The organism is Paenibacillus sp. J22R67 (assembly GCF_059692175.1).
On record NZ_JCAUAX010000006.1, the window covers coordinates 148,636 to 174,593 of the forward strand.

Genomic DNA, 25,958 nt, shown 5'->3' on the forward strand with positions numbered 1-25,958 from the left:
GTTACTTGGATAAAAGTGGAACAATTGCAGAAAATAGCAGGAGAAATCGGCGTTAGTGAAAAGTAATTCAGCACTCACGCAGTTGCCCAATCGAAATTCAACAAATCCACCCACCAGCCGTAGGCTGATGGGTTTTTCTTTTCCAGGGATGGAAATAATGAAGAATATCGAGTAAACAAATGGAGGAATGTATGGAACTATCGCCTGTAATTCCTTTTGAGCCGATTAGCACAGAAGCACTGCCCGAGTCTGGCGATTGGGTGGCGCAAATTAAATGGGACGGCGTTAGAATGCTTACCTATTTCGATGGCAACGAAGTCCGTCTCATTAACCGGAAATTAAACGATCGTACGATGCAATACCCTGAGATAGCCAATATTTCTTCCTACTGTAAAGCCAAATCAGTCATTTTAGACGGGGAAATTATTGCACTCAAAGACGGAAAGCCATCCTTTCATGAAATCATGCGAAGGGATGGTGTGAGAAACTCCAAGAACATTCCACAGCTCCTAAAAACAGTTCCTGTCGTCTATATGATTTTTGACATCCTTTTTCATGATGGACAATGGGTCGTGGATCAACCTCTGCAACAGAGGCAGCAGCTTCTATCTAGCGTAGTTTCAACGAGTGAATTGATTCAGCTTGTCCCCAATCATACTGATCCTGCCTCGCTATATGCGGTAATGGAGCAGCATGACATGGAAGGTATTGTGATCAAAGATTTGAACAGCAAATACCAACTTAACGGCAAAGATAAGCGATGGATGAAAAAGAAAATTATTCATGATCTTGTTGCAGTCGTAGGCGGGGTAACGAAGAGAGGGAAGTTAGTTAATGCTATTATGCTGGGGCTTTATGACGATGCCGGGGAGCTTTGGTACATAGGCCATGCAGGAACCGGGAAGCTGACACAGAGCGACTGGAGATCGTTGACCGAAGTCACGGATAAAATGGTTTTGGAGAAAAGACCGTTCGTAAATACGCCCGAAAGGTCCAAAGAAGCCATTTGGATCCAGCCCCTCATCACGGTCAAAATCAATTATATGGCCTGGACGCGCGATAGAAATTTACGCCAGCCTAGCATTCAATCCATCGTTTCGGTATCTCCTGAGGAATGTAACTTTAAACAAATCTAGTTTGTTGTGTAGGTGGAATCCGCAAAAAAGCCTGTTCGGTTTAACATGAACCGGGCAGGCTTTTAAGCTGTCTACGTAATAGGCTCCTTCGCTTTCTTGGCACGAGGCTTGGCTTTTGGCTTCTTTTCCTCCGTAACGGTCGCATCAGACTCCAGCGTCACTTTGCTGTCATCAGAGGATGACTTGGTGGCATCCAGGCTCGCTTGCAGAGCAGCCATAAGGTCGATAACGCTCGTTTTTTGCAGGGCAGGCGCTGCTTGCACTTCTTCTCCTGCGATTTTGTGCTCGATAGCTTCTAACAATCGTCCGCGATACTCGTCTTTATACTTCTCAGGTTCAAAAGGGGAAGATAACTGGCTAATCAGCATTTTTGCCATGTCCAACTCACGCTCGTTCACGGTCACCTTCTCAGGCAAGTTAGGAACTTGCGAGATCGGACGAATTTCGTCGGGATAGAAAATGGTTTCGAGCGCCAAGCAGTTCTCGATGACGCGAATAGCAGCCAGGGAGCTTTTGGAGCGGATTGAAACTTTGGCGATACCGATTTTGCCGGTTTGACGCATCGAATCGAGCAGCAAATTATAAGCGCCAGCACCCGTATCCCCGGGCCCCAAATAGTACGTTTTTTGAAAATAAACAGGATCGATATCTGTCAAGTTGACGAAGTCCAGAATCTTGATCTCTTTATTTGCTTCACCTGAGATCGTTTCCAACTCTTCCTTTTCAAAAAGGACGAAACGGCCAGGTTCATATTCATAGCCTTTCGTAATCTCTTCCCACTCTACTTCCTTGTCGCAAGTCTGGCATTTGCGTACATAAGCTAGCGGGGTAATGCAAGTTTTATGTATATATCGCATGGAGATATCCTTATCTTCCGTAGCCGAAAACATTTTCACAGGCACATGTACAAGTCCGAAAGAGATAGCGCCTTTCCAAACCGTATGCATCGCTTGATTCCTCCCCAAATGAGCTTCATTGTACTAGTATTCTCTTGATTTCCTTCCTTTATACGGAAGCAATTTAAGAGAATGGTTTGTTTGCGGAGTGGGTACGTTAATGATGCAAGTTTAATGCTAAATAGCTTGTCATAGGCAAAGCTAATGCTAAGGAGGGATTCAAGGATGGCACAAGATTCAAATGCATCCCAAGATACGAACAATCAGGGTCAAGAAGATCATTTTATGGATATTGACCGTATGATTAATGAGGGCTTGGGAGGCGGCAACGTCACCATGCATAACGGATTAATCGAATCTACGTCAACGGATACGATGGATCATCCAGAATCCGTATTGGATGAGCCATGAACCTTCATCGCGCTCAAGAAATTTTAGCCGCTGATGAAAAGATTACGGTTGAACTTAACGGCGTTCCCGTCTGGATCGACAGTGTCGACTCAGGCAAAGCGCTTGCTAAGGTGCATGCCGAAGAAAACCCAGCCGATTCCCGATTAGTGACCGTTCAAGAGTTAGAAGAGGTTCACTGAGGGAAATGGCAAGCCTGCCCGATGCAATTCGGAGCGGGCTTTTTTTCATTTCAGGTTGATGTTGCCTACTAGCGAAGTCTATAATAGGAGCAGCAAGCGCAATCGGAAGAAAGGGATGAGATCACTGACTCAATCCACATTTACGTACTACTCCCAGCATGAGGAAGATACAGATACGCTAGGGAAAATGCTAGCCGACTATTTAATCCCCGGCTCCGTTCTTACACTGGACGGTGATTTGGGAGCAGGGAAAACGAGATTTTCGCAAGGCTTTGCAAGGGCGATAGGCATTCAAGAAAACGTCAATTCCCCAACATTCACAATTATTAAAGAATATAAGGGAGCTATGCTTCCTTTCTACCATATGGATATGTACCGCATTTCCCAAGAGGAGGCGGACGAGCTGGGGCTGGAGGAATACTTCTATGGAACTGGCGTGACTTTGATTGAGTGGTCAAGCCTAATCGAAGATCTTCTGCCGCCGGAGCGACTTGCCATTACGATATCCCTTCAGGGGGATCAAACCAGAGTGTTTCACCTGACTCCACACGGAGATCCGTATGTGAGTTGGTGTGTGCAGATGAAGGAGAACGGACACTTACAATGACAGACCGGACTAATCACACAGGACGATGCTTAGCCATCGATACCTCATCTTCAGCCATGACTGTTGCGATTCTAGAGAACGGAAAGATGCTGGGCGAGGTGAGTTCATACGCGGAACGGAATCACTCCATCGGACTGCTTCCACACATTCAAGAGTTGCTGGCTTCGTTGCAGCTGAAACCGAAAGACCTGCAATCTGTTGCTGTGGGCCAAGGACCCGGCTCGTATACGGGGGTGCGTATTGCTGTTTCCGTAGCCAAGACATTTGCCTGGTCACTCAGCCTTGATCTTATCGGCGTTTCTAGCTTGGAAGCAATGGCGCTTGGCGGAGCGATGAAGCAGGAGGACAAGAGCGATAAGGGGCTTACATGGGTCGTGCCGCTATTGGATGGAAGGCGCAAACAGGCATTCACTGCTGTTTACGCTTATTCTGGTGTTTCACCGATGTCAGATCAAGAAGCACTAGCTGCCGATTGGCATGAAGTGTTGCCGGATGGCATTCGTGTCATAGGCCCATGGCTGGCGCAATTGCTCGCAGAGGCTGCAAGTGCAGAGCCTGAACAAACGCCAGATAAGATTCTTTTTGTAGGCGAAACAGAGGGCTTCAGCGAAGAGCTCGTGCAATTTGCGCAAGATTGGAAGGGGAGCTTGGAACAGCTTTCCTACGGGATCGAAGCCCAGTATATTGGTCAGCTTGCTTACCCACGATTAGCTCAGGGCGAGAGAGCGGATGTGCATACGTTTGTACCAAACTACACAAGACTGCCGGAAGCTGAAGCTAATTTGCTGGCCGGCATCCAGGTGAAGAAGGGAGGGAATTGATCGTGGAACAACATCAGCCGCAGACAACGGAAGAAACGTTGGTTTTTCGTTCCATGCAGATGGAAGACATTCCCTTTATTTGTGAAATTGAGCAGGAGGCCTTTACGACACCATGGACCAAAGGCGCTTTTGAAAATGAATTAACGAACAATCAGTTCGCTCATTATATGATTATGGATATGGATGGCAAGGTCGCTGGATATGGCGGCATGTGGCTCATTATGGAAGAGGCGCATGTAACGAATATTGCCGTCCGTGACTCCTTCAGAGGCCGCAAGCTCGGCGAGCGTCTTATGCGTGAGTTGATGAAAACAGCCGCTTTTCTTGGGGCGATTCGTATGACGCTTGAAGTGCGGGCTTCGAACTACGTAGCGCAAAATTTGTATGAAAAAGTCGGCTTCCGCTCCGTTGGTGTACGCAGAGGCTACTATACCGATAATCGGGAAGATGCGGTCATTATGTGGGCGGATTTGCCTAAGAGAAGAAAGGATAGTCTCGGGGATTGAGGCTTTCGGCAGGTGAAGAATGTGAGTAAATGTGATCAACATAGTAAACCCGTCTATATTTTGGCGATTGAAACAAGCTGTGATGAAACCTCTGTAGCGATTGTCGAAAATGGTAAAATCATTCGCTCGAATGTGATCTCGAGCCAGATTGAGACGCATCAGCGTTATGGCGGCGTTGTCCCTGAGGTGGCTTCCCGAAAGCACGTGGAGTCGATTACGTGGATGCTGGAGGAAGCCGTTGAAGAAGCAGGTGTATCTCTTCAGGAGCTGTCAGCCATTGCTGTCACAGAGGGTCCCGGTCTGATCGGGGCCTTGCTAGTTGGCGTTGTTGCAGGCAAAGCGCTTGCCTGCGCACTGGATCTGCCTCTCATCGGTGTCCACCATATTGCAGGACATATTTATGCGAATCAGCTCGTGCACGAGCTGGAATATCCGCTTATTTCGCTTGTCGTGTCCGGCGGGCATACAGAGCTAGTGCTGCTCGAGGAGCCAGGCAAGTTCCGCATCATCGGGCGAACACGCGATGACGCCGCTGGCGAAGCCTACGACAAAATCGCCAGAGCCATGGGGCTGCCCTACCCTGGCGGACCCCACGTGGATCGGCTTGCACAGGAAGCCGAATCCGAGATCAAGCTGCCGCGCTCTTGGCTCGAGGCAGACTCTTACGACTTCAGCTTCAGCGGTTTGAAATCCGCTGTGCTGAACGTCGTCAACCAAAGCAAAATGCGCGGCGAAGCCGTCCAAATCGCGCAAATCGCCAAAGGCTTCCAAGCATCTGTCATCGATGTGCTTGTCGAAAAAGCGGCCCGCGCCGTCCGCCAATACGGCGCCAAACAGCTCTTGCTCGCAGGCGGTGTCGCGGCGAACAAAGGGCTGCGCAGCGCGCTTGCTGAGCGCTGCGGGGAGCTTAACGTGCCGCTGTTGGTGCCTCCGCACGCCCTGTGTACGGACAACGCTGCGATGATAGGCGCAGCCGCTTTCCTCAAGTGGGACAAACAGGAGTTCGACTCCATGGAGCTCAAAGCGGAGCCGCAGCTCAAGCTTGAAGAATGGTAGTCTGAAAAAAATAAATGTTCAGATAACTGTATTGACTTTGTGAAACGCGCATATTATAATCACAATCAATACTTTAAAACGCAACGAACGGGATTAGTACGGAACCTCAGTTTCGCTCAGAGAGCTGTGCGCTTGGTGAAAGCACAGACGAAACGTGACCAGAACTCGCCCGGGAGCGGTAAGGCTGATAAGGATGCCAAGGATCCAGCACCCAAGTAGGTCTTGACGGTTGACCCCCGTGATCAGGTACATGAGTGGTTTCGAGCGTAACAGCTCGGATCAATTAGAGTGGTACCGCGGAAGGTTCAGACCTGTCGTCTCTTATATAGAGATGGCAGGTCTTTTTGGTTTTCAAATATAGAATAAACGCAATGAACAAGAGTAGTAAGGGCTCACTTCTACGGTACAGAAAGCTGCGGGTTGATGCGACGCAGACCGTGAACGCCCCGAACTCGCTTGGAAGCGGTCATCCTGAGCGGCAGTTTCACCTGCTGTTAGGGATGAACGGATGACCTCCGTGATCAGGTGACATAGCAACCGCTATGTCTGAGGTGGGCTTCGTTAGGCGAAGCCAACAAGAGTGGTACCGCGCTGGGTGAAGACCCGTCGTCTCTTATGTGGAGATGACGGGTCTTTTTGTCGTTCAGCAGCAACCAATAAACCACAGCCAACAAAGATTGGCTCACATTCAAGGAGGAATTGAACCATGGAAAACAATACAAACCGCCGCATTCGCATTTTTGATACAACACTTAGAGATGGAGAACAAGCACCAGGAGCTTCTCTGTATCCGGAAGAAAAGATTCGCATCGCGAGACAGCTGGCCAAAATGGGCGTAGACACGATTGAACCTGGCTTTCCAATCTCGAGCCCTGGGGACTTTCATGCGGTGCAGCAAATCTCGCGTGAGCTTCAAGGGGTAGAAATTTGCGGATTTGCCCGCGCCATGAAGGCTGATATTGATTCAGCTATCAAAGCTACGCAAGACGCCGCATCGCGCCGCATTCACATGTTCTTGTCCTCATCGGACATCCATCTGGATTTCCAGCTTCGCAAATCGCGTCAGCAGGTCGTCGAGATGGCTCGATCCATGGTCGCGTATGCGAAACAGTTCGTGCACAACATTGAATTCTCACCGATGGATGCCACTCGGACCGGGGACGAATTCCTGTTCGAAGTGTTGGAGGCGGTCATCGCTGAGGGCGCTACAATTCTGAACATTCCGGACACAGTCGGCTATGCACTGCCAGAAGAATATGGAGCGATGTTCCGCAGAGTACGCCAAAGTGTAAGAGGCGGCGACACGGTAGAATACAGTGCGCATTGCCACAATGATCTGGGGCTTGCTGTAGCGAATAGCCTTGCAGCTATTGCGGCTGGTGTCACACACGTAGAGGTAACGGTGAACGGGGTAGGAGAGCGTGCAGGAAACTGTTCCCTTGAAGAACTCGTGATGGCGATAGAGACGCGTAAGCAAACAATGGGTGTGGAAACAGGAATTGTGTCCAGCGAAATTTTCAACACCTCCAAAATGGTCAGCCGGATCATGGGCTTCCCGATTGCTTACAACAAACCGATTGTTGGAAGAAATGCGTTCCAGCATGAAGCAGGCATTCATCAGGACGGCTTGCTGAAAAACCGCAATACCTACGAAATTATGGACCCGGAAAAGCTGGGCATTCCACGCTCCATGATCATTCTGGGTAAGCATTCCGGAAGACATGCGCTGAAGCATCGCGTAGGCCAATTTGGTATCGAGCTTACGGGAGAAGAGCTGGATACCCTGTACATCAAGTTCAAGGAGAAAGCTGATGAGCAGAAAATGGTGACCGACGATCAACTTCTGGAGCTTGTTGGTTCAACAGTCGATGGGCAAATGGAGCCATTCACGCTGACGCATATGCAGGTAGTATCCAGCAGTGATCGCAACCGTGTTGCTTCTGTCTCGGTTCGAAACAACCAGACAGGTATTGAGAATGTTTACTCAGGCACAGGTGAGGGTCCAATCGAGGCAATCGTTCAATGCCTGCGTCAAGCAATCCCGATGGATGTGGATTTCTCCGATCTGGAGCTGCATTCCCTGTCCACAGGTGAAAAAGCAACCGGTGAAGCGGAGGTCACGATCTCGGTTGAGGGTCAAACCTTTAAGAATACAGGTATTGACCAAGATGTGCTTGTTGCTGTTGCAAAGGCATTTATCTCAGCGTGTAACCAAGCTATTCGCATGCAAGGTCAGCCAGCAGATTCAACCGAAGTGACGACAGCTTCTTAATGGATTGGACTCACCCGAATTGTAAGAAAACTTAGTTATATACACGACTTGTGAACAAAGTTATACACATGCCCTGTGGATAATGTGCATAACTATAAAATTTCCCCATAGATCAATGATTGTAAAGGCGGAATTTGTCGAATAACTTTTTCACAAGTTTTTGTGGATAATGTGGATAAGATTGTGGAAAACAGTAGAAAAGCTTTAGGAGGGCGGATTTCGCCCTTCTTTTTTTTGTGGATAACACGATGTACATGAAAAATAGGTGATTGGAGTCTCATTTTAAATTTTCGGAACAATCAAGCAGTGGATACTTTCGCCTATGGATGAAAATGCTAAAAGCAAAAACAGCAGGAGAATGCCCATGAAGTTTAGAAAAATGGTGCGGATTGTGGGTATCTTAGGTTTTATTTTGCAGTTGTCCACAATTTGGGGGACGGTAGGGGCTCATGAGGACACAACCATCCACAATTTGGAGGGTGTTGACCGAAAAGACAGGACCCAAAGTGTGGAAAGAACAAAACAAGTTACCGTGGTTTCGATACCCGGTCTTTCTTTTCTGGAGATTCGACCCGACCAACTCGCGGTACTGCCTCATTTTAAGCAAATGACAGAATTAGGTGCAGTTGGCGCTATGAATATTCGTACAGCAAACCGCTCGATGCGGGATGTATATGCTTCTTTGGGAGCAGGCGAGCCCGCTGTTGGGATCGTGGAGGCGTTGGCTTTTGAGGCAAAAGAGTCCAGGCATGGTGTTCGCGTTTCAGAGCTTATGAACCGATATACGGGTCTATTGGGGGGAGGCCAGACTAGTCTTCTAGAGGAAAACTCGCTAATTGTTCCTGAGCTGGCCATGCTCAAGCGCCTTAACAAGGAGCAAGCCTATGGCGTCGGTGCATTGGGTGACTTGCTGAAAACTTACGGTGTTCATCGTTCCGTGCTAGGAAGCAGTGATTTGGGAAGAGGCATGCACCTGGAACAAAAGCAACTACGTCGCTATGCTCCGCTAATGCTTATGGATTCCAATGGATTTGTGGATAAAGGCACACTAGGAGACGATGCGGCTATAGCTGTTGTGAATAGACCAGGTGGTATGAGTACCGATTATGCACGTCTGACTTCGTTGTGGCAAAATAGGCAGCAGCCGAGTATCACACTAATCGAATTAGGTGATTTGTACAGATTATACAGTGAGAAAATGCATTACGATCAGGATCGATTTAATGAGCTCAAAGGATTAGTGCTGCGTGACATGGATCAATGGTTGGGGCAATTCATGGAGGGGATGCAGCCTGGCAAAGACAGCTTGTGGATGTTCTCGCCAGAGGTCAACGCAGAAGCAGCCAAAAGCAAATTGTACTTATCCCCAATCCTTCATTACACAGCAGATGGTAGCGCAGGGATCCTTGTTTCGGAATCTACCCGTAGGCAAGGGATTGTCACTTCACAAGATTTCACAAGTACGCTGCTAAATGAGTTCAAGATCCCAATTCCTATTGGGTTGATAGGAATCCCTCTAGCTTCTTCTGGGGTGAGTCATGCACTAGATGAGCTTGTAAAGGATCAGAGCAGCATACAGATGATTTATCGCAGCAGACCCTCGCTGTTGTACCCCTTTGCCACTTTTGAGATGATTGTCCTCCTCATTAGTTTGATTTATACGTTGTGGGTAAAAAGGAGGGGGAGAAAAGAGGTAGTTCCGGTTCATGGTGTTCTGCGGATCTTGTTGCTGTCACTTTTGACTGCACCCGCCGATATGTTGATATTGGGGGGGATCGCTGGGCCAGTAACAAATCTATTTGGGATCAATGGAGCGATCATCGTTCTTGTTCTTAGCTTCGTCGCAGGCAGTTTGATCCTAGCCTTGATTCTGGCAGCATACAGCGAAACAACGGCGATGATATGGTTAGGTGTGGGAACAACGGCAATCATTGTGCTGGACGCCTGTACAGGGGCGCACGCGATGAAATATTCCGTGCTCGGCTATGATCCGATGATCGGCGCACGCTACTACGGCATCGGCAACGAGTACATGGGCGTCCTCATCGGCGCCCTCGTCCTCGGCGTAACGGCGGCTCTGCAGCGCCGTTATGCCGCTCGCGGCACGCGGGCCTCGCGCACGGCGGCGTTCGCCGCCTGCGCTGCGTTCGCCGCCTGCGCTGCGTTCTTGCTCGTGACGGTGTGCCTGACGGCACCGTCACTTGGCGCGAACGCGGGCGGCGCCCTGAGCGCCGCGGTCGCCTTCGGCGTAGCCGGCGCGCAGTGCTTCGCCGGCGAACGCTGGCGCGAGCTGCGCCTAGGCAGGGGCTCTGCCCTGCTGGCGGCGCTGCTCGCGCTGGGGTTTGGGGCGCTGTGGCTGCTCAACAGCGCCGATTCTCCCGCGGCATTCGCGCGGGAGAGCCATGTCGGGCGCGCGTTTCACGCGCTGCGCGCCGGGCAGTTCGATCAGATCGGACATCTGATCGTGCGGAAGCTACAGATGAACGTGCACTTGCTCCGTGCATCCGTCTGGAGCAAAGTGCTCATCACAAGCCTCTTCGTGATGGCTGTGTTAGTCCTGCGCCCTCGCGGCCGTTTGCGCGTGTGGCAGCACAAAAACCCGTACTGGATGTACGGGTTTTCGGCTAATATGATCGGAGCCATAGCAGCGCTGCTGCTGAATGACTCCGGCATTGTTGCGGCTGCGACGATGATCGTTTTCGTCGCGGTTCCTTTGCTGCTGCTGCGCCTGCGGGAGCTGGCAGTCGAGCAGGATGCTTAACTTGCAGCGCAGCTTGTTCAGCGGCAGTTTCTTGCACCCTTTAACGATGTTAAACATCGCTAAAGGGTGTATTCTTGATATCTGTGATGCTTTAACGATGTTAAACATTGTTACAGTGACAATCGAGCATGAACATGGTTTGATTGAGCGCAGTTAGCGATGTTTTTCATCGTTAAGTCGCGCTGATCTTAGGGTTCAGCTATGTTAACGTTGTTAAATAACGTTAAGAGGTAGCTGCTCCTGAGCAGTCCCAAAAGGCCCTCTCACGCAGCTTCCAAGCGGAAGCGGATCGCGAGAAGGCCTTTAAGGCATTCTCAGAGTGAGAAAACCAAGCTTTCACCAAAATATCTAGCTGAGCAGTCCCAAAAGGCCCTCTCACGCAGCTTCCAAGCGGAAGCGGATCGCGAGAAGGCCTTTAAGGCATTCTCAGAGTGAGAAAACCAAGCTTTCACCAAAATATCTAGCTGAGCAGTCCCAAAAGGCCCTCTCACGCAGCTTCCAAACGGAAGCGGATCGCGAGAAGGCCTTAATGACTTTCTCAGATCAGAGCTATGAAACTTATCCTCGTCTATCAATCCGCTAGAGAGTCATCATTCAACTCATCAAGCGAGCAAAATCTCCCACTCTTCATAACAAGCCGCAAGCGAACTCTTCCGCTTATCAACCTCAGCCGTCTTCTCTTGAACGAGGACGTAGTTGTTGTACACATCAGGATCGGCGAGTTCCGCCTCCAAGGCAGAGACTTCGTCCTCCAAGCGCGCAATGTCGAGCTCAAGCTGCTCCAGCTTGCGCTGGCGGCTGCGTTCTTCGCGTTTAGCCAGCTTGTCCGCTTCATACCCGCCACCGCTGATGACGGGTTCATTTTTACCAACGCTGTTAGCGGATTTTTTCTCCGCTTCTTTGGCTAGACGCTTTGCTTCCATTTCGGCAAGCTCCGCTTTTTTCTCCAGGTAATCGTCGTAGTTGCCAAGGTAGCTCGTGAGCCCGTCTTTTTGCAGATCGAGCATGCTTTCGGCCATTTTATTCAGGAAGTAACGGTCATGGGAAATGAAGAGGAGAGTACCCTCGTAATCCATCAACGCTGATTCCAGCACTTCTTTACTGTACAGATCCAAATGGTTGGTAGGCTCATCCAGGATGAGCACATTCGCTTTTTGCAGCATAAGTTTGGCCAAGGCCACGCGTGCTTTTTCGCCGCCGCTCAAGGCAGAGACTTTCTTGAACACTTCTTCGCCGCTGAACAAGAAGTTCCCGAGCACGGTGCGAATTCGGGCTTCTTCCAGATGCGGATACGTGTTCCACACTTCCTCCAGAACGCTGTTGGATGGGGTTAGGCCTGTCTGTTCTTGATCGTAATAGCCAATTGTGACGCCTGTTCCCCATTTAAAGGTGCCGGCGTCTTGTTTGTGCTGACCAATTAATGTTTTCAGAAGCGTCGATTTACCGACCCCGTTGGGGCCGATAAGAGCAGCCGTTTCCGAGCGGCGCAGCTGGAAGGAGACACCGTCGAGCAGACGGTTTTTCCCATCATAGGAAAGCGACAAATGATCAACCTGAAGGACTTCTTTACCAGAAGATTGCTCAATCTCAAATGAAAACGAAGCACGCTTCAAATCACCCATCGGCTTATCCAGACGATCCATTTTCTCGAGCTGCTTGCGGCGGCTCTGCGCTCTTTTGGTCGTAGAAGCACGCACGATGTTGCGCTGTACAAAATCCTCAAGCTTCGCGATTTCTCCCTGCTGCTTCTCGAACTGCTTCATTTCAATCTCATAGTTGGCTTCCTTGATTTCGATAAATCGGGAGTAGTTGCCCGTGTACCGCTTGGAAGCATGGCGTTCAATTTCGTAAATGGACGTGGCTAAGGCATCTAGGAAAAAGCGGTCATGGGATACGACCAGAATAGCACCCGGATAACCCCTCAAGTATCCTTCCAGCCAAGTCAGCGTCTGGATGTCCAAATGGTTCGTAGGCTCATCAAGCATGAGCAGATCAGGCTCTTCGAGCAGCATTTTCGCCAAAGCCAATCTTGTTTTCTGACCACCGCTTAGCGTGTGAACGAGAGTGTCAGGGGGAAATTGGCCGAAGCCCATTCCGTGAAGAATCCCGCGAATTTTGGCCTCAATTTCGTACCCGCCTTGCTCACGGAAATATTCGGAGCGCCCCGCGTAACGATTCATTGTAGATTCGTATTTCTTTTCATCCTCGATAAGTGAAGGGTCAGCCATCAGTGCTTCTAGCTCACGCAGCTCTCTCTCTGTTTCCAGCAAGGAGCTAAATACACTAAGCAGCTCGTTCCATATGGACTTGTCCGTTTGCAGACCGCTATTTTGTTTTAAATAACCGATTTTCGTTTCTTTCGCTTTGAAGAGATCGCCGCTGTCATAAGACATTTCGCCGGCAATAATTTGGAGCAATGTTGACTTCCCGGCACCGTTCACGCCGACTAGACCAATACGTTCCTTGTCTTCGATTTGAAGCGTTATATTGGAGAGTACAGAACGTACCCCGTAGCTTTTGGAAATGTTAGAAACCTGTAATAACATCTTCTGCTGCCTCCTGCTTATTAATGAAAGAACTTGTGGAAGTCCTTATCCGAACGACCTATAATCCCATCAATTCACTAGTATACACCATGCGTGAGTACGTCGTATGCTTAATTTTGCATGGAGCTGAAGGGGGATAGGGGGATGGCGAATTTGCCTTTGCGGCTTGCCAGGTATTTAGGTATATTTGCGCTGCTTTTTATTGTGCTTGTGCTGCCAATCCAGAGCTGGGATAAAGGCTTATTAGCCAATGTTCCCGTTATGCCTGCCGCTAATTTCGAAGCGCCTGCTTCCTTCACAGTCATGACTTTTAATATGCACCACGGGGAAGGGATGGATGGTAAAGTCGATATCCTTAGGATTGCTGAGCTCCTGCAGCAGGAGAAAGCCGACATTATTGCCCTTCAAGAAGTGGACCGTTATCGCCTGCGCAGCGGATTCGTGGATCAAGCCCGAGAACTTTCTGAGATGCTCGGCATGCATATGGTTTATAGTCCTAGTCTAACCTATAAGGTAGGTCAATATGGCATGGCCGTTTTGAGTCGTTATCCGATCACAGACAGCAGCTGGGCGCTTCTTCCGGGAAATCTGGAAACTAGGAGCCTTCTAATGACGACAGTGTTGATTGGTTCTGAACCAGTCCATATTGCTACGACACATTTGGGGCTTTCAGTGGAGGATCGGCGGCTTCAGCTCACGCGTGTCTCGGAGCTTTTGGCAGATAAGAGAGGACCGCTCGTCGCCCTCGGCGATTTTAATATGGAAGAGGATGCATTCCCAGTCAAAATGGACAAGATGTCTCTCATGGAAGTACCGTTAAGCAAAGACTCGCAGGGCACTTTTGCGGGAGGTCAAAGGATCGATTATGTTTTCGCCAATGTGCAAAACACCGGTTCAGCCTGGACGGTTCCGACGATATTCTCGGACCATTTTCCAGTCATAGTGCGGTTTAGGATAGGGTCTGCAGCACGAGTATAGTTTTTTTCCTTGTTTATGTTAAAATGGGGGAAACCACTCCTTGTTAGGGAAGGGCTGAGCCAGTATGAACATTCGTGAACGGAAAATTGAACTACGTAAGGAAATGGAAGAACTACGCTCGTCTATTACAGCAGAAGAACGGGAAGATAAGCAGCAGCGCATTCATGAGCGAATGACGAAGCTCTGTTCAGATAGACTTCTTGGCACGGAGCAGCAGGAAGCGACCGTTTCCCCTACGATAATGACTTATATGCCATTTCGGTCTGAGCTGGACGTTGCTCCTCTGATGGAATGGTGTTGGCAGCAGGGAATTCGTGTGCTTGTGCCGAAGGTTGTAGCAGATACGAAAACAATGAATTTGCATATCATACATGCCTACGACGATTTGGAGAGTGGGGCATGGGGCATTAGAGAGCCTCATAGCAACGTGCCAGTCGAGCACGATTTATCCACAATTTCGATGATCTTGGTGCCAGGGCTTGCCTTCGACATGGATTTCGGAAGACTTGGGTATGGCGGCGGTTTTTATGATAGGTTCATGCAGCTATTTGCTGCTCGAGGTTTGAAGAGACCTTTTGCGGTTGCTGCTGCTTTTGATAAGCAATTGATTCCTGCGGTTCCCTCCTCCTGGCATGATTTCCGGGTTGATGGTATTGTCACCGAAAGCAAAATGGTTTTTAGATCAGAAACATAATAAGGGAGGCGAGTGACTTGCCTGATTCCTCTCCACTAACCCATTTCAACGAACAGGGACGAGCTCGCATGGTTGATATTTCGGACAAACCGGAAACGAAGCGAACAGCAACAGCCCGTTCGACTTTACTTATGAAAAGTGAGACACTTGCCTTAATTAAACAGGGTAAAATGAAAAAAGGCGACGTCCTCGCTGTCGCGCAGGTGGCTGGCATCATGGCCGCAAAAAAAACGTCAGATTGGATTCCTATGTGCCACCCGATCGCTTTATCGGGCATAGACATTCAATTTGCTGATAATGGCAACAACGAACTCTACATAGAAGCAACTGTCCGGACGACGGGACCAACAGGCGTGGAGATGGAGGCTTTAACGGCCGTATCTGCCGCCGCGTTAACCGTCTATGACATGTGCAAAGCCGCAGAGAAGGATATGATCATTAGCTCCACGATGCTAGTCACGAAAACAGGCGGTAAAAATGGGGATTTTCACAGACAAGATAGTTGATTGAGACGCGACTTAGACCACTGGGGTTTGCGCATAGATGAAGTCGACGATCATTCAGTAGTAGGGGTTATCTCATTCAGTTAACAAGGGAGAGGTGACGAAGGATGCACTGGAAAGTTGCGATTTTGACAGCCAGTGACCGCGGTTACCGAGGAGAACGAGAAGACACCAGCGCTCAGGTAATCCGCGAGCTCATTGAAGAGGAAATTCAAGGTGAGATCATCGAGTACCGTGTTGTTCCGGACGAGATGGACGAAATTATGGCTTCATTAATAGAAATGACGGACTATTATCAGGCTGATCTGATTCTAACGACAGGCGGGACAGGTCTGGCTCCGCGAGATGTGACGCCGGAAGCAACGCTGAATGTCATTGACCGGGTTGCCCCGGGCTTTGCTGAAGCGATGCGGATGATTTCCATGCAAAAAACGAAGAAAGCGATGCTCTCAAGAGCCGTATCGGGTATTCGCGGCCGTACATTGATTATTAATTTGCCAGGCAGTCCCAAGGGCGTGCAGGAGAATCTGATGGCGATCATCGATCAGCTTCCGCATGCGCTGGGCATTCTGACAGGCAAAGAAGGTGACCACGGGTGAATATTCGGGTCAAGCAAGAAGGTGATGGGGCGTGAGTAAAAATGATGCCATGCTGCGTGAAGTGAAGGTTGAGGACGCCATTGGGATGATTCTGCCTCATGATCTTACGCAGATTTTGCCAGGCGAGTTCAAAGGCCGCTTATTTCGCAAAGGCCACCAGGTGACAGAGGCTGATATTCCTGCACTGCTCAGCATTGGCAAAGAGCATATTTACGTGATGGAGCTGCAGCCAGGCTATCTCCATGAGGATGAAGCCGCGCAGCGGATGGCGAGAGCGATAGCATGCGACGAGGGCGGTGAGCTCATACTCACAGAGCCGCATGAGGGCAAAGTGAACGTGAAATCGCCGATTCGCGGCTTAGTCCGAATCGATAAAACCTTCGTCGATAGCGTGAACGCGATCGATGAGGTCGTGATGTCGACCATTCGCAGCGGCGTGGTCGTGGAGGCAGGCGCTTCGCTTGTTGGCACGCGGGTGATCCCGCTGATTGTTGACGAAGCGAAGGTCGTAGAGGTCGAGCGTATAGCCGCAGCTCGCCGTGCGGAGGGCTTCACCTTGCTTGAGGTGAAGCCGTTTCGTAAGCTGCGCGTTGGCGTCGTGACGACGGGCAGCGAGGTGTACAAGGGCCGAATCAAGGATAAATTCGGCCCGGTGGTGAAGGAGAAGATCGCGCAGCTCGGCTCCGAGGTGGTGGACCAACGCTTCGCGCTCGACGATAGCGAAGCGATTGTGGGTGAGATCCACGCGCTGCTTGCGCAGAACGTGGATCTGGTATTGGTCACGGGCGGCATGTCCGTGGACCCGGACGACCGCACGCCAGGCGCGATCAAGCAAGCCGGCGCCCGCGTGGTCAGCTACGGCACGCCGATGCTGCCGGGCTCGATGCTGATGATCGCCTATCTAGGCGATGTGCCGATCATGGGCTTGCCGGGTTGCGTCATGCATGACCCGTACACGTCCTTTGATGTGCTGCTGCCGCGTATTTGCGCAGGCGAGACGATTGTGCGCAGCGACATTACGGAGATGGGGTATGGCGGGTTTTATCAGTGTTAGTACGCCTGAAATTAACGGGAGAAATTCCTGTTAATGGCGTCATTCGGGTGTCTGAGAATAAATTAGCGGGACATTTTCATGTTAAATGTTCGTAAAGCAATACATGATGGAGATGAAAGACATGTTTCAAAACATCGGTTTTACCGAGCTATTATTGATCGCGGTCGTTGCGTTAGTATTATTCGGGCCTAACAAGCTGCCCGAGATTGGCCGTGTGCTGGGGCGCACGCTCAGGGATTTCAAGAAGGGCGCCTATGAGCTCATGAACGATGAGCCGAAAGCGGCACCTGCGCCTGCGCCTGTGGCAGTTCCGCAAGCTCCGGAGGCTAGTCCTGCGGTTGAGGAACAAGCGCCAGCTGTCGCGTTCGCAGCGAGCGGTCCAGCATTGGACAAGGCTGACGCACCGCTTGCGTCTTCAGAGGAGCCAGCAGTCGTGCAGCCTACTGAGAAGTCGGCTGTGGCGTTTGTATCAAGCGCGCCTGGGCCCGACTTGGCGGCGGATTCCGACGTACAGCCTGCGATCTCTAAACCAGCACCGGCGGCTGTTCAACCAAGTCATCCGCGGCGTCTACCGGACTAGTCCATTTTTCTTATTAGCATAACAAGTGGTTCAGTCTTTTAGGCTAGATTCACTAGATCAGGTTGGTGAAATATGTCAACGAACGAAGAAATGTCACTCGTGGAGCACCTTGGTGAGCTGCGTAAACGGATCATGTGGATATTGCTTGTTTTGGTCATTGGCATGGTGGCTGGTTTAATTTCCGCAAAGCCAATCATCCGATACCTCAAAAATATTCCGCCGGCAGATTCGATTAGCTGGAATGTTTTTTCCCCGTGGGACGCATTGCGACTGTATATGAATTTTGGCTTAGCCGTGGGGATCCTTATTACCTTGCCGGTTACGCTTTATCATATATGGGCTTTTGTTAAGCCAGGACTGCGCGAGACGGAGCAGAAAGCTTCGATTATTTATATTCCTTATGCGTTTGTGCTTTTTCTTGCAGGTCTTTCGTTCGGTTATTGGGTTGTTTTTCCGATGGCTTTCTACTTTACTTCTTCCATTAGCAAAAGTCTCGATATCACCGAGATGTATGGTGCGGCGGAATATTTTACATTCATGTTCAATATCATTCTGCCATTAGCGCTTGTGTTTGAGATGCCGATTGTTGTCATGTTTTTGACGAAAATTAGGCTTCTTAACCCGAAACGGCTGCATAAGTTCAGAAGGTATGCGTACATGCTGCTCGTTATTTTAGCAACTGTGATTACGCCTCCGGATGCCATTTCGGCTATCCTTGTGGCTTTGCCGCTTATTGTCTTATATGAATTTAGCGTATTTATGTCGGGCTTTATTTACCGTAAACAGCTCCTGAGGGATGCAGAATGGGAACGGGAATTCGGTGCCAAATAAGAAAACAGTCTGTCACTTTTGTGCAGGCTGTTTTTCTTTGAGAGTGGGAATATTTGTTTTTCATTTGGGTAGAATGAGGGGGGTGTTCGAAAGTACGAAAAATGTGTAAAAGGACTTGCAAATTACTCCCAGAATGAGTATCATAAGAGTTGTTGTTAGCACTAAACACATTCGAGTGCTAATAACCTTGAAAAACACTATTACCAATTTTCTAAAGGAGGCTATTTTTCCATGATCAGACCGTTAGGTGATCGAGTAATCATTGAAGCCGTTGCGAAAGAGGAGACTACAGCAAGTGGTATCGTGCTGCCAGATACAGCGAAAGAAAAACCACAAGAAGGTAAAGTTGTAGCCGTAGGCGCAGGCGCGTTGAAAGATGGCGTTCGTGTTCCGCTTGAAGTAAGCGAAGGCGACCGTATCATTTTCTCCAAATACGCAGGAACTGAAGTGAAATACGAAGGCCGCGAACTGTTGATCTTGCGCGAAAGCGACATTCTCGCTGTATTAGCCTAATTTAGCAGGATATAGATCGGCACTACGTTTTACTTAGGTTTTCCGTTTTATTACTTACTATGTATCGTTTAAATAAGAGGAGGTTTCCTATTCATGGCAAAAGATATTAAGTTCAGTGAAGACGCACGCCGCGCGATGCTTCGTGGGGTAGATGCTTTGGCTAACGCTGTAAAAGTAACTCTAGGTCCAAAAGGCCGTAACGTTGTACTTGAGAAAAAATTCGGTAGCCCGTTGATCACAAATGACGGTGTAACGATCGCGAAAGAAATCGAGCTTGAAGATGCTTTCGAAAACATGGGAGCTCAACTTGTTAAAGAAGTTGCTACCAAAACTAATGATGTTGCCGGTGACGGAACAACAACAGCAACCGTTCTTGCACAAGCTATGATCCGTGAAGGTCTGAAAAACGTTACTGCAGGCGCTAACCCAATGGTTATCCGCAAAGGTATCGAGAAAGCTGTTAGAGCAGCTGTGGAAGAGCTTCAAAACATCGCTAAGCCTATCGAAGGCAAACAATCCATCGCACAAGTTGCGGCTATCTCTGCTGCTGACGAAGAAGTAGGCGAACTAATCGCTGAAGCAATGGAAAAAGTAGGTAAAGACGGCGTTATCACAGTTGAAGAATCCAAAGGTTTCTTGACTGAGCTTGAAGTTGTAGAAGGTATGCAATTCGACCGTGGCTACACATCCCCTTACATGATCACTGACACGGATAAAATGGAAGCTGTCCTTGACAACCCATACATCCTGATCACTGACAAAAAAATCTCGAACATCCAAGAAATCTTGCCAGTTCTTGAAAAAGTTGTTCAATCCGGTAAACAACTTCTAATCATCGCTGAAGATGTTGAAGGTGAAGCACAAGCAACGCTTGTTGTGAACAGACTTCGTGGAACATTTACTTGCGTAGCTGTTAAAGCTCCTGGTTTCGGTGACCGTCGTAAAGCTATGCTTGGCGATATCGCTGCTTTGACTGGTGGACAAGTGATTACAGAAGAACTTGGTTTGGATCTGAAATCCACGCGTCCTGAGCAATTGGGTAGCGCGCGTCAAATCCGTGTAACCAAAGAGAACACAATCATCGTTGACGGTGCTGGCGACAGCAAAGACATCGCTGCACGTGTAACTCAAATTCGCTCACAATTGGAAGAAACAACTTCCGATTTCGATAAAGAAAAACTGCAAGAGCGTTTGGCTAAACTTTCTGGCGGCGTAGCTGTTATCAAAGTTGGCGCAGCGACTGAAACAGAACTGAAAGAGCGTAAACTTCGCATCGAAGATGCTTTGAACGCGACTCGTGCAGCTGTTGAAGAAGGTATCGTTTCCGGTGGTGGTACAGCTCTCGTGAACGTATACAACGCAGTAGCTAAAGTAGTAGCAACTGGTGACGAGCAAACTGGTGTTAACATCATCCTGCGCTCCCTAGAAGAGCCAGTTCGCACAATCGCAGCTAACGCTGGTCAAGAAGGCTCCGTTATCGTTGAGCGCTTGAAAAACGAAAAAGTAGGCATCGGCTACAACGCAGCAACTGGACAATGGGTAAACATGTTCGAAGCTGGTATCGTTGACCCTGCGAAAGTAACGCGTTCCGCTCTTCAAAACGCAGCTTCCGTAGCAGCTATGTTCTTGACAACTGAAGCGGTTATCGCTGATAAACCAGAAAAAGACAAACCAGGCATGCCTGATATGGGCGGCATGGGTGGAATGGGCGGCATGATGTAATTGGCTGAAAAGCCAATTGCTTCATAGCTAGCTCGAAGAGGCTCCTCAGATGGATCTGAGGGGCCTCTTTTTGCGTTCTTTTTTTTATGAGCGACACTGATTAGCGCTGCGTATCCAAACGCGTGCGAATCCTGGGCGCGCGTTATAGTCGGCGCATGTCGGCGGTCAAACCCCACATGCCTTTTAACGGACACACAGGCCGCAATTTTGGCATTTCGGTGGCATTTCAGAAGTTAACGGACATGGAAGCCGTTATTCGTCAATTATTGGGGCGGAATTGGGCATTTCAAGTCCAATAGCGGCATCTGAGTCCGTTAAATTCTAAAGTGATGCCAAAAGTGGCGAATAGCGGCGTCTCAGTCTGTTAGGCTCACCGCAGCGCTGGAATCGCATCGCACGCAGACGCAGAATCGCATCTTAGTAACTGCTCCGCACCGTTACTCACCACCCGCTCACACCAACTCCCAAGCCGCAATCACCTTGTTCTTCCCCGTCCGCTTCGCCGTAATCTCGGCAGTATCCGCCTGCTCAATAAGCTGCTCAATGGAGCTAGGTTGGCATAGCTCCAAAGAGGATACCCCCACACTGACGGTAATCGTATACGGGCGCCCATAGGCGAACTCTTTCTCAATCTCGCCCCGCAGCTGATGGGCAATCTTAAGGGCCTCTTTGCCGTCCGTCTTCGGTAAAATAAGAATAAGCTCCTCGCCGCCATATCGGCCGGCAATGTCACTCTTCCTTAAATTAAAGCGGAAAATATCAGCGATTTCCCGCAGTACTCTGTCTCCTTCGGGATGTCCGAATTCGTTGACTCTCCGGAAATTATCGACATCGATCATGATGACGGAGAGGTCCAGATGATAGCGGCTGGCAAGCTCGAACTCTTCTCTCAGCTTCTCCATGAAATAACCCCGCAGGTAGAAGCCGGTCAGATTATCAATAACCATTTCCCGATGCAGAAGTACGTTGATGATATGCGGTTTGATGAAGGACAGGAAATGTTCCATATGCTGCTGCTTGGTTTTGGTCATGCCATCGACATGAACCTGCAAGGTGATCGCCTGATCACCACGCTGAAACAAGGTGAAGACGAGCACGCTGTGATCTTCGCTTCGCGTTTGGTAGGCAATCAATTCATCATGATCACGCAATCCCGAGGCGGTAACGAAAACCTTTTGCTTATAATGCAGAAGCTTATAGGTGATTGAAAGTTGAATGACCGGGAAGTAGTCGAACAGGGCCTTGGTCAGCCTTTGCATGGTCGTGGACAGATCCAGCGTTTCAGTCACTTGCTCGCTCAGCTCGATAATAATTTGTAAGTCCAAGGAAAGAAGGAGCCATTGTTCGCGGTCGGCCATCATTTTCTGAACATAATCATCCTGCAAAATGGCCGGAGTCGCTGGCGCATACGCAGGTGCAATCGCCTCTTCCATGCAGGCGGTCAGATAGGGGCGCCACGTTTTCTTTTGAATCATATGATAGCCGTTTAAGGCTCGCCGCAAATACAGCATGGTATGCTGAATATCTCCCTCGGCCATAGACCTCTCCGCTGAAAGCCTGTAATAATCTGGCCAAAAGACATCATAAGCGTATCGTTTCAAGTAAGCTTCAAATTGGTCAAACCATTGGTCTACTCTCTCTGAATGCAGCTTGAGCAGGAGAGTAAGCATTTCCCGATAAGCCCATCCAGCGTAAAGGCCAGAGTTGTTTTTTGTAATAAACTGCTCAAAGAACTGGCAAGCACATAAGATGTTGCCTAAACTCGCTTGGCGCAGCGCCTCAAGGAAAACAGCGTGATTTTCATTCTCAAGCGTGCCCGGAACATGAACCGGTTGATGCTGTCGAAAGGCAGCATAGCCTTGATAAACGGACAGCAAGGACTGGCCCCAATCCGTAATTTGCTGCTCAACTAGGCTGGTCTCTATTTGCTGGAATAACGCCCATTCCTCCCACTCCAAGGCGAATAAGAGCTGATTGGTCAAATAGTTTTCAGCTAAATCCTTGCGACGCAGCTTGTCGATCTGCAGAACGCGTTCCTTATGGTACAAATAACTGGCGATATCGCCTTGATTCAAGGAGAGTTCCATCGCATTCAGATGGCCAACTTGTTCCTTAATTGTGTATCCGGAACGCTTGGCGCCTTCAATTCCACGATAGACATACGTATTGATAATCTTATTGTTGCTTTGATAGGAATAAACATCATAAAGGCGCAGCATCAGATCGGTATGCGGTGAGGAATCAAGTAACGGTTCAAGCTTTGCTGCAATCGACATGGCCCATTCTTCTGCTTCTGGAAAATGGATCAACATATTAATCGTATAGTAATTCGTGATTTCAGCAAAATGGCGCAGTGCAAGCCTATGGCGATTTGGATAAACAACTTCGGTATAGAAATGATGCAAGGTATGCATTTCTTCATCCTGCAGTGGAAAACAAAGATTGCTCGTATTGAGTAGAAATGCTGCTCGAACCCGATCCGTAAGCGGCTGATTCTCATCAAAAATAAAAGGGAAGAGCTCCTCGCGCAGCTGATAAACGTCTACATTATTTTGAATGATCCGAATAGATAACCAACCAAAGCGATCTGAAATGGTTCCTGTTCGTTCGTAGACGGTTAAAGCCAATTGTTCAGATAGCGCGAACTGGTTGAGCAGATGGTACATGCGGCTAAGCAGCCTATCCAGGAAAACGAGGTAAGGCCTTCCTAGTTTTTCATATAAATATTTGATGCGCTCTAATATTTCGGCCTTTTGGCTGTAGGAGAGCAGCGTGCGAATCTGTCTGTAGTATTTTAAAAGCAAATAGTATTCGACCTTGTATTCCCCTGCTTGACATGACAGTGTGATCAGCTGAGGCAATGCAAATGGACGGTATTTATACAGATATTTCAGTGCTGTTTGGTAATAGGACGCAAGCTTGTCCTCAGATAGCTGCTGCAGGACAAGCCCGCTAATCTCATTCGAAATAAAGAGACTGTCATTGCGGCTAACATGCATAAGGCCAAGCTCTGCAAGCCTAGTCACCGAAAGCAGAATATTGCCTGCATCCAGTCGATTTGCGGTAAATAGAGATGTTGCATGGACTGGCATAGGCAGACAGCACAGCAACCTCATAAGCTCTAGGTCCTTCTTATTCAGAAGAGCGATACGCTTCGCAATCAAGCGAAGGGGGTTTAAATTCTCGTAATCTAGTCGAAATCCGGCTGTTTGTTTCCAACCGCTAGGGGTGACCTCCATACAGTGGGACTGGGTGAGTTCCTCCAAAATGATGCGACAATGGCTTGCGTTAATTTGATGTTCGTATAGCCAGCTTTTTAACTGGTTGATTAAAGTTTCGTCTGCTCGTCCAAATTGCGAAGCCAGTAACTGCTCATAAATGGCAGGGTCCGAGTGATGAATGTTAAGTACTTGGAAAGGTACCTCAGCAAATTGAGTGGGGACACGGCTTCCGCTGAAAATGAAATGAAGGCACTTCATCTCATGTCCATGTTCTCTCCAGAAGTTCAGAAGAATGAGCTGGGAATCTTCATCAAAGTGCTCGCAGTTTTCAAACGTGAACACAAAGTTTTGAACGGGAAACAGCGGAATAACCGACATGAGAAATTGATGCAGCCACTCTGTCAGCAGGTAAAGGATGTCGTCGCCTTCGTAGTGTTTTTTAAGCAGTTGGTCAAATTTTCGGGCCAGATTTCGCAGCATGGTAATGGATTCTGGCAGAATATCGTAAGCTCTGTGCAGCGTTCTGGAGACCACTTCACGAAGCGTCGAATAGGGCAGTTCTTGCGAGACGATTTTGAAGTAATACCCCTTTTCAATGACTTCATTAATGTGCTGCGCGTATAAATCGAAACGAATAGCCTCATCTTCGCAGATGAGACCTAACAGTCGATCTTCATTCGATTTCAAAAAATCACGAAAACACTCCTGCTGTTCCTGTGAAATAGGGGAAGCAGCCGGGTGCAGCAATTTTGAGCTTACTCGGGTGTGCGTATCAGGCTGCGGCTCTGCTGGTAGATGCAAATAGTCAAGCAGGGCTGTGGCAATCTCGTCAGCAAATAGAAAGGTTTCAGGCTTAGCATGGAGACGTTCAGAAAGAGGTTGCAAAGCAGCAGGTACATGGTTGTCGTACATCGACTCCATCAGGAGGTGAATAGATTCAAAATCGGCAACACGTGATAAAAGAAATCTTCGCGCATAACGCGGAAATAAGCTGTATGGATAGTCCGTCAGCAAGTGATTGATAAACTCAATGGCGGAGGGGAATGGTTGGACATCAATAAGAATTGCTAGTGTTTTTGGATGAAAAAATAGCATGTCTGGCGACAAAAAGCCCATATAAAACTGTTTATCATGCAGTATTGAAAGCGCTTTACATAGGGGGGTGAGAAGCTTCGCTTTGACTTCGTCGGTTAGTTGCTCATTGTGCAGTTGTGAAAAGGGGACAAAGCCGTCCGGTAAAGAGGGAAGCTGTATAATCAGATCCCCATCCAGGAGTTCCCAACTTGTTGGTTGACGGAAATACTCTCCCTGAGCTGCTTCCGCCCAAGAGACCAGACGGTTCTCAATTTGTTTATAAGGGAAGTAAGACCATAGTTTATGATTAAAATGCATTTCTGAATAGTCAAAAGTGCGAGAGTAAGTTAGATGTCGAGTTTCCGAGAAATTTCTTTGGGTTGTAGTATTCATCTTACTCCCACTCCTTCTAAAGTATAGGGTTTCTGCATGTAGGGGATAGGATATTTCGATCAATTAGGACTGATTTCTTAATTGTAACAAAAATAAAGTCGAAATGGGAGAAGAATTGCTGAAAAGTGCCGTGACGAATCGCTAACTTTTAGATGATAAGAGAAGGGAGCCTGTCATTTTTCACTCTGCTTGGACATCTACCTGCTTGGCCTGTAAAAAAAGAGCCTAATTATTGAGAAACTAGGCATTGGTACATTCCTTGGACTAGGCATAGACGTATACTATCTCAAACCTAAAGAGGAGTTGAGTTAAACAATGGCTTACCAACCGAATCAACCTAGCCAAGGAAAACAATTTCAGTGTCCCCCAGCTGACCCTATAATGACAAGTCCAGAAAGAATAGTTAGAGATTTTTATCATCCGCAAAAGGTTCAAGTTATTCACCCTATTCAAATCGTAAATAGACATCATTGTGTACCTGTTTATGAGCATGTGTGTACGTATGAAGAGACAGATGAGTATTGCGGTACTCACCCGCATCCGCACCAAGGTATGATGCGCGACAAATAATGATGACGCCCTAGTCTGAATCTGCGAAGATTCCA

Annotated in this window: 23 protein-coding genes and 2 other annotated features; of the genes, 20 read left to right on the forward strand and 3 right to left on the reverse strand. The window is 48.6% G+C overall.

The genetic code is table 11. The annotated features are described in order from the left end of the window. The first annotated feature begins 191 nt into the window (after positions 1 to 191). Positions 192 to 1,136, forward strand: coding sequence for an ATP-dependent DNA ligase (locus tag AC58VC_RS22710; protein WP_497371612.1), 945 nt, complete (start codon positions 192 to 194; stop codon positions 1,134 to 1,136). Between the two features lie 71 nt (positions 1,137 to 1,207). Here AC58VC_RS22710 and ku read toward each other — a convergent pair whose 3' ends face one another. Further along, positions 1,208 to 2,083, reverse strand: coding sequence for a non-homologous end joining protein Ku (gene ku, locus AC58VC_RS22715; RefSeq protein ID WP_497371614.1), 876 nt, complete (start codon positions 2,081 to 2,083; stop codon positions 1,208 to 1,210). A 174-nt stretch (positions 2,084 to 2,257) separates the two neighbouring features. Between ku and AC58VC_RS22720 the strand changes: the two genes are divergently transcribed. The 9 genes from AC58VC_RS22720 (at position 2,258) to AC58VC_RS22760 (ending at position 10,802) form a co-directional block, all read left to right on the forward strand. After that, complete coding sequence (locus tag AC58VC_RS22720) at positions 2,258 to 2,443, forward strand: hypothetical protein (protein ID WP_477504484.1); 186 nt, start codon at positions 2,258 to 2,260, stop codon at positions 2,441 to 2,443. Continuing rightward, positions 2,440 to 2,622 carry an H-type small acid-soluble spore protein gene (locus tag AC58VC_RS22725; RefSeq protein ID WP_497371616.1) on the forward strand — a complete coding sequence of 61 codons (183 nt, stop codon included), beginning with the start codon at positions 2,440 to 2,442 and terminating at the stop codon, positions 2,620 to 2,622. Before AC58VC_RS22720 ends, AC58VC_RS22725 begins: the two co-directional genes overlap by 4 nt. A gap of 115 nt (positions 2,623 to 2,737) precedes the next feature. Beyond that, entirely contained in the window at positions 2,738 to 3,229 is a 492-nt protein-coding gene (gene tsaE, locus AC58VC_RS22730) for a tRNA (adenosine(37)-N6)-threonylcarbamoyltransferase complex ATPase subunit type 1 TsaE (RefSeq protein WP_497371618.1), read from the forward strand. Then, positions 3,226 to 4,050, forward strand: a complete 825-nt coding sequence (gene tsaB / locus AC58VC_RS22735) for a tRNA (adenosine(37)-N6)-threonylcarbamoyltransferase complex dimerization subunit type 1 TsaB (protein WP_497371620.1) — start codon at positions 3,226 to 3,228, stop codon at positions 4,048 to 4,050. Before tsaE ends, tsaB begins: the two co-directional genes overlap by 4 nt. A gap of 2 nt (positions 4,051 to 4,052) precedes the next feature. Next, on the forward strand, positions 4,053 to 4,556 hold the full coding sequence (rimI, locus tag AC58VC_RS22740) for a ribosomal protein S18-alanine N-acetyltransferase (protein WP_497371622.1): 504 nt from the start codon (positions 4,053 to 4,055) through the stop codon (positions 4,554 to 4,556). Between the two features lie 21 nt (positions 4,557 to 4,577). Next, the gene (gene tsaD / locus AC58VC_RS22745; RefSeq protein WP_497371624.1) at positions 4,578 to 5,612 is read left to right on the forward strand and encodes a tRNA (adenosine(37)-N6)-threonylcarbamoyltransferase complex transferase subunit TsaD; all 1,035 of its coding nucleotides are present in this window, start codon (positions 4,578 to 4,580) and stop codon (positions 5,610 to 5,612) included. A 74-nt stretch (positions 5,613 to 5,686) separates the two neighbouring features. Continuing rightward, positions 5,687 to 5,937, forward strand: a binding site (T-box leader). 37 nt (positions 5,938 to 5,974) lie between these two features. Beyond that, positions 5,975 to 6,229, forward strand: a binding site (T-box leader). A gap of 89 nt (positions 6,230 to 6,318) precedes the next feature. Beyond that, positions 6,319 to 7,884: a 2-isopropylmalate synthase gene (locus tag AC58VC_RS22750; RefSeq protein ID WP_497371626.1), complete on the forward strand. Its 1,566-nt coding sequence runs from the start codon at positions 6,319 to 6,321 to the stop codon at positions 7,882 to 7,884. 364 nt (positions 7,885 to 8,248) lie between these two features. Further along, positions 8,249 to 10,645, forward strand: a complete 2,397-nt coding sequence (locus AC58VC_RS22755) for a hypothetical protein (RefSeq protein ID WP_497371628.1) — start codon at positions 8,249 to 8,251, stop codon at positions 10,643 to 10,645. Beyond that, positions 10,638 to 10,802, forward strand: a complete 165-nt coding sequence (locus AC58VC_RS22760; protein ID WP_497371630.1) for a hypothetical protein — start codon at positions 10,638 to 10,640, stop codon at positions 10,800 to 10,802. The genes AC58VC_RS22755 and AC58VC_RS22760 overlap by 8 nt, the downstream gene beginning before the upstream one ends. Positions 10,803 to 11,247: 445 nt before the next feature. Here AC58VC_RS22760 and AC58VC_RS22765 read toward each other — a convergent pair whose 3' ends face one another. Then, positions 11,248 to 13,191, reverse strand: a complete 1,944-nt coding sequence (locus AC58VC_RS22765; RefSeq protein WP_497371632.1) for an ABC-F family ATP-binding cassette domain-containing protein — start codon at positions 13,189 to 13,191, stop codon at positions 11,248 to 11,250. 144 nt (positions 13,192 to 13,335) lie between these two features. On the opposite strand from AC58VC_RS22765, the gene AC58VC_RS22770 reads away from it, so the two are divergent. From AC58VC_RS22770 to groL, 9 genes are all read left to right on the forward strand, one after another. Beyond that, positions 13,336 to 14,169, forward strand: coding sequence for an endonuclease/exonuclease/phosphatase family protein (locus AC58VC_RS22770; RefSeq protein WP_497371634.1), 834 nt, complete (start codon positions 13,336 to 13,338; stop codon positions 14,167 to 14,169). Between the two features lie 64 nt (positions 14,170 to 14,233). After that, positions 14,234 to 14,863, forward strand: coding sequence for a 5-formyltetrahydrofolate cyclo-ligase (locus AC58VC_RS22775; RefSeq protein WP_497371636.1), 630 nt, complete (start codon positions 14,234 to 14,236; stop codon positions 14,861 to 14,863). 17 nt (positions 14,864 to 14,880) lie between these two features. Continuing rightward, positions 14,881 to 15,369, forward strand: a complete 489-nt coding sequence (gene moaC, locus AC58VC_RS22780; RefSeq protein ID WP_497371638.1) for a cyclic pyranopterin monophosphate synthase MoaC — start codon at positions 14,881 to 14,883, stop codon at positions 15,367 to 15,369. A gap of 104 nt (positions 15,370 to 15,473) precedes the next feature. Next, positions 15,474 to 15,965, forward strand: a complete 492-nt coding sequence (locus tag AC58VC_RS22785) for a MogA/MoaB family molybdenum cofactor biosynthesis protein (RefSeq protein WP_056608535.1) — start codon at positions 15,474 to 15,476, stop codon at positions 15,963 to 15,965. A 49-nt stretch (positions 15,966 to 16,014) separates the two neighbouring features. After that, on the forward strand, positions 16,015 to 17,019 hold the full coding sequence (locus AC58VC_RS22790) for a molybdopterin-binding protein (protein ID WP_497372130.1): 1,005 nt from the start codon (positions 16,015 to 16,017) through the stop codon (positions 17,017 to 17,019). Positions 17,020 to 17,104: 85 nt separating this feature from the next. Next, positions 17,105 to 17,599: a twin-arginine translocase TatA/TatE family subunit gene (locus tag AC58VC_RS22795; protein ID WP_497371640.1), complete on the forward strand. Its 495-nt coding sequence runs from the start codon at positions 17,105 to 17,107 to the stop codon at positions 17,597 to 17,599. Between the two features lie 72 nt (positions 17,600 to 17,671). After that, the gene (tatC, locus tag AC58VC_RS22800) at positions 17,672 to 18,430 is read left to right on the forward strand and encodes a twin-arginine translocase subunit TatC (protein ID WP_497371642.1); all 759 of its coding nucleotides are present in this window, start codon (positions 17,672 to 17,674) and stop codon (positions 18,428 to 18,430) included. A gap of 231 nt (positions 18,431 to 18,661) precedes the next feature. After that, entirely contained in the window at positions 18,662 to 18,943 is a 282-nt protein-coding gene (gene groES / locus AC58VC_RS22805) for a co-chaperone GroES (RefSeq protein ID WP_028553854.1), read from the forward strand. Positions 18,944 to 19,036: 93 nt separating this feature from the next. Next, on the forward strand, positions 19,037 to 20,665 hold the full coding sequence (gene groL, locus AC58VC_RS22810; protein ID WP_497371644.1) for a chaperonin GroEL: 1,629 nt from the start codon (positions 19,037 to 19,039) through the stop codon (positions 20,663 to 20,665). A gap of 452 nt (positions 20,666 to 21,117) precedes the next feature. On the opposite strand, the gene AC58VC_RS22815 is transcribed toward groL, so the two are convergent. Beyond that, the gene (locus tag AC58VC_RS22815; RefSeq protein WP_497371646.1) at positions 21,118 to 25,353 is read right to left on the reverse strand and encodes a GGDEF domain-containing protein; all 4,236 of its coding nucleotides are present in this window, start codon (positions 25,351 to 25,353) and stop codon (positions 21,118 to 21,120) included. A 315-nt stretch (positions 25,354 to 25,668) separates the two neighbouring features. Here AC58VC_RS22815 and AC58VC_RS22820 point away from each other — a divergent pair, with 315 nt between their 5' ends. After that, a complete protein-coding gene (locus AC58VC_RS22820; protein ID WP_497371648.1) occupies positions 25,669 to 25,923 on the forward strand; it encodes a hypothetical protein in 255 nt (84 codons plus the stop codon). Positions 25,924 to 25,958: the final 35 nt, after the last annotated feature.

Excerpts from the sequence above, each read along its gene's own strand:
- AC58VC_RS22710 (WP_497371612.1), top strand. The coding sequence starts at position 192 with ATGGAACTATCGCCTGTAATTCCTTTTGAGCCGATTAGCACAGAAGCA.
- ku (WP_497371614.1), bottom strand. The coding sequence starts at position 2,083 with ATGCATACGGTTTGGAAAGGCGCTATCTCTTTCGGACTTGTACATGTG.
- AC58VC_RS22720 (WP_477504484.1), top strand. The coding sequence starts at position 2,258 with ATGGCACAAGATTCAAATGCATCCCAAGATACGAACAATCAGGGTCAA.
- AC58VC_RS22725 (WP_497371616.1), top strand. The coding sequence starts at position 2,440 with ATGAACCTTCATCGCGCTCAAGAAATTTTAGCCGCTGATGAAAAGATT.
- tsaE (WP_497371618.1), top strand. The coding sequence starts at position 2,738 with ATGAGATCACTGACTCAATCCACATTTACGTACTACTCCCAGCATGAG.
- tsaB (WP_497371620.1), top strand. The coding sequence starts at position 3,226 with ATGACAGACCGGACTAATCACACAGGACGATGCTTAGCCATCGATACC.
- AC58VC_RS22750 (WP_497371626.1), top strand. The coding sequence starts at position 6,319 with ATGGAAAACAATACAAACCGCCGCATTCGCATTTTTGATACAACACTT.
- AC58VC_RS22755 (WP_497371628.1), top strand. The coding sequence starts at position 8,249 with ATGAAGTTTAGAAAAATGGTGCGGATTGTGGGTATCTTAGGTTTTATT.
- AC58VC_RS22760 (WP_497371630.1), top strand. The coding sequence starts at position 10,638 with ATGCTTAACTTGCAGCGCAGCTTGTTCAGCGGCAGTTTCTTGCACCCT.
- AC58VC_RS22765 (WP_497371632.1), bottom strand. The coding sequence starts at position 13,191 with ATGTTATTACAGGTTTCTAACATTTCCAAAAGCTACGGGGTACGTTCT.
- AC58VC_RS22770 (WP_497371634.1), top strand. The coding sequence starts at position 13,336 with ATGGCGAATTTGCCTTTGCGGCTTGCCAGGTATTTAGGTATATTTGCG.
- AC58VC_RS22775 (WP_497371636.1), top strand. The coding sequence starts at position 14,234 with ATGAACATTCGTGAACGGAAAATTGAACTACGTAAGGAAATGGAAGAA.
- AC58VC_RS22785 (WP_056608535.1), top strand. The coding sequence starts at position 15,474 with ATGCACTGGAAAGTTGCGATTTTGACAGCCAGTGACCGCGGTTACCGA.
- AC58VC_RS22790 (WP_497372130.1), top strand. The coding sequence starts at position 16,015 with ATGCTGCGTGAAGTGAAGGTTGAGGACGCCATTGGGATGATTCTGCCT.
- AC58VC_RS22795 (WP_497371640.1), top strand. The coding sequence starts at position 17,105 with ATGTTCGTAAAGCAATACATGATGGAGATGAAAGACATGTTTCAAAAC.
- tatC (WP_497371642.1), top strand. The coding sequence starts at position 17,672 with ATGTCAACGAACGAAGAAATGTCACTCGTGGAGCACCTTGGTGAGCTG.
- groES (WP_028553854.1), top strand. The coding sequence starts at position 18,662 with ATGATCAGACCGTTAGGTGATCGAGTAATCATTGAAGCCGTTGCGAAA.
- groL (WP_497371644.1), top strand. The coding sequence starts at position 19,037 with ATGGCAAAAGATATTAAGTTCAGTGAAGACGCACGCCGCGCGATGCTT.
- AC58VC_RS22815 (WP_497371646.1), bottom strand. The coding sequence starts at position 25,353 with ATGAATACTACAACCCAAAGAAATTTCTCGGAAACTCGACATCTAACT.
- AC58VC_RS22820 (WP_497371648.1), top strand. The coding sequence starts at position 25,669 with ATGGCTTACCAACCGAATCAACCTAGCCAAGGAAAACAATTTCAGTGT.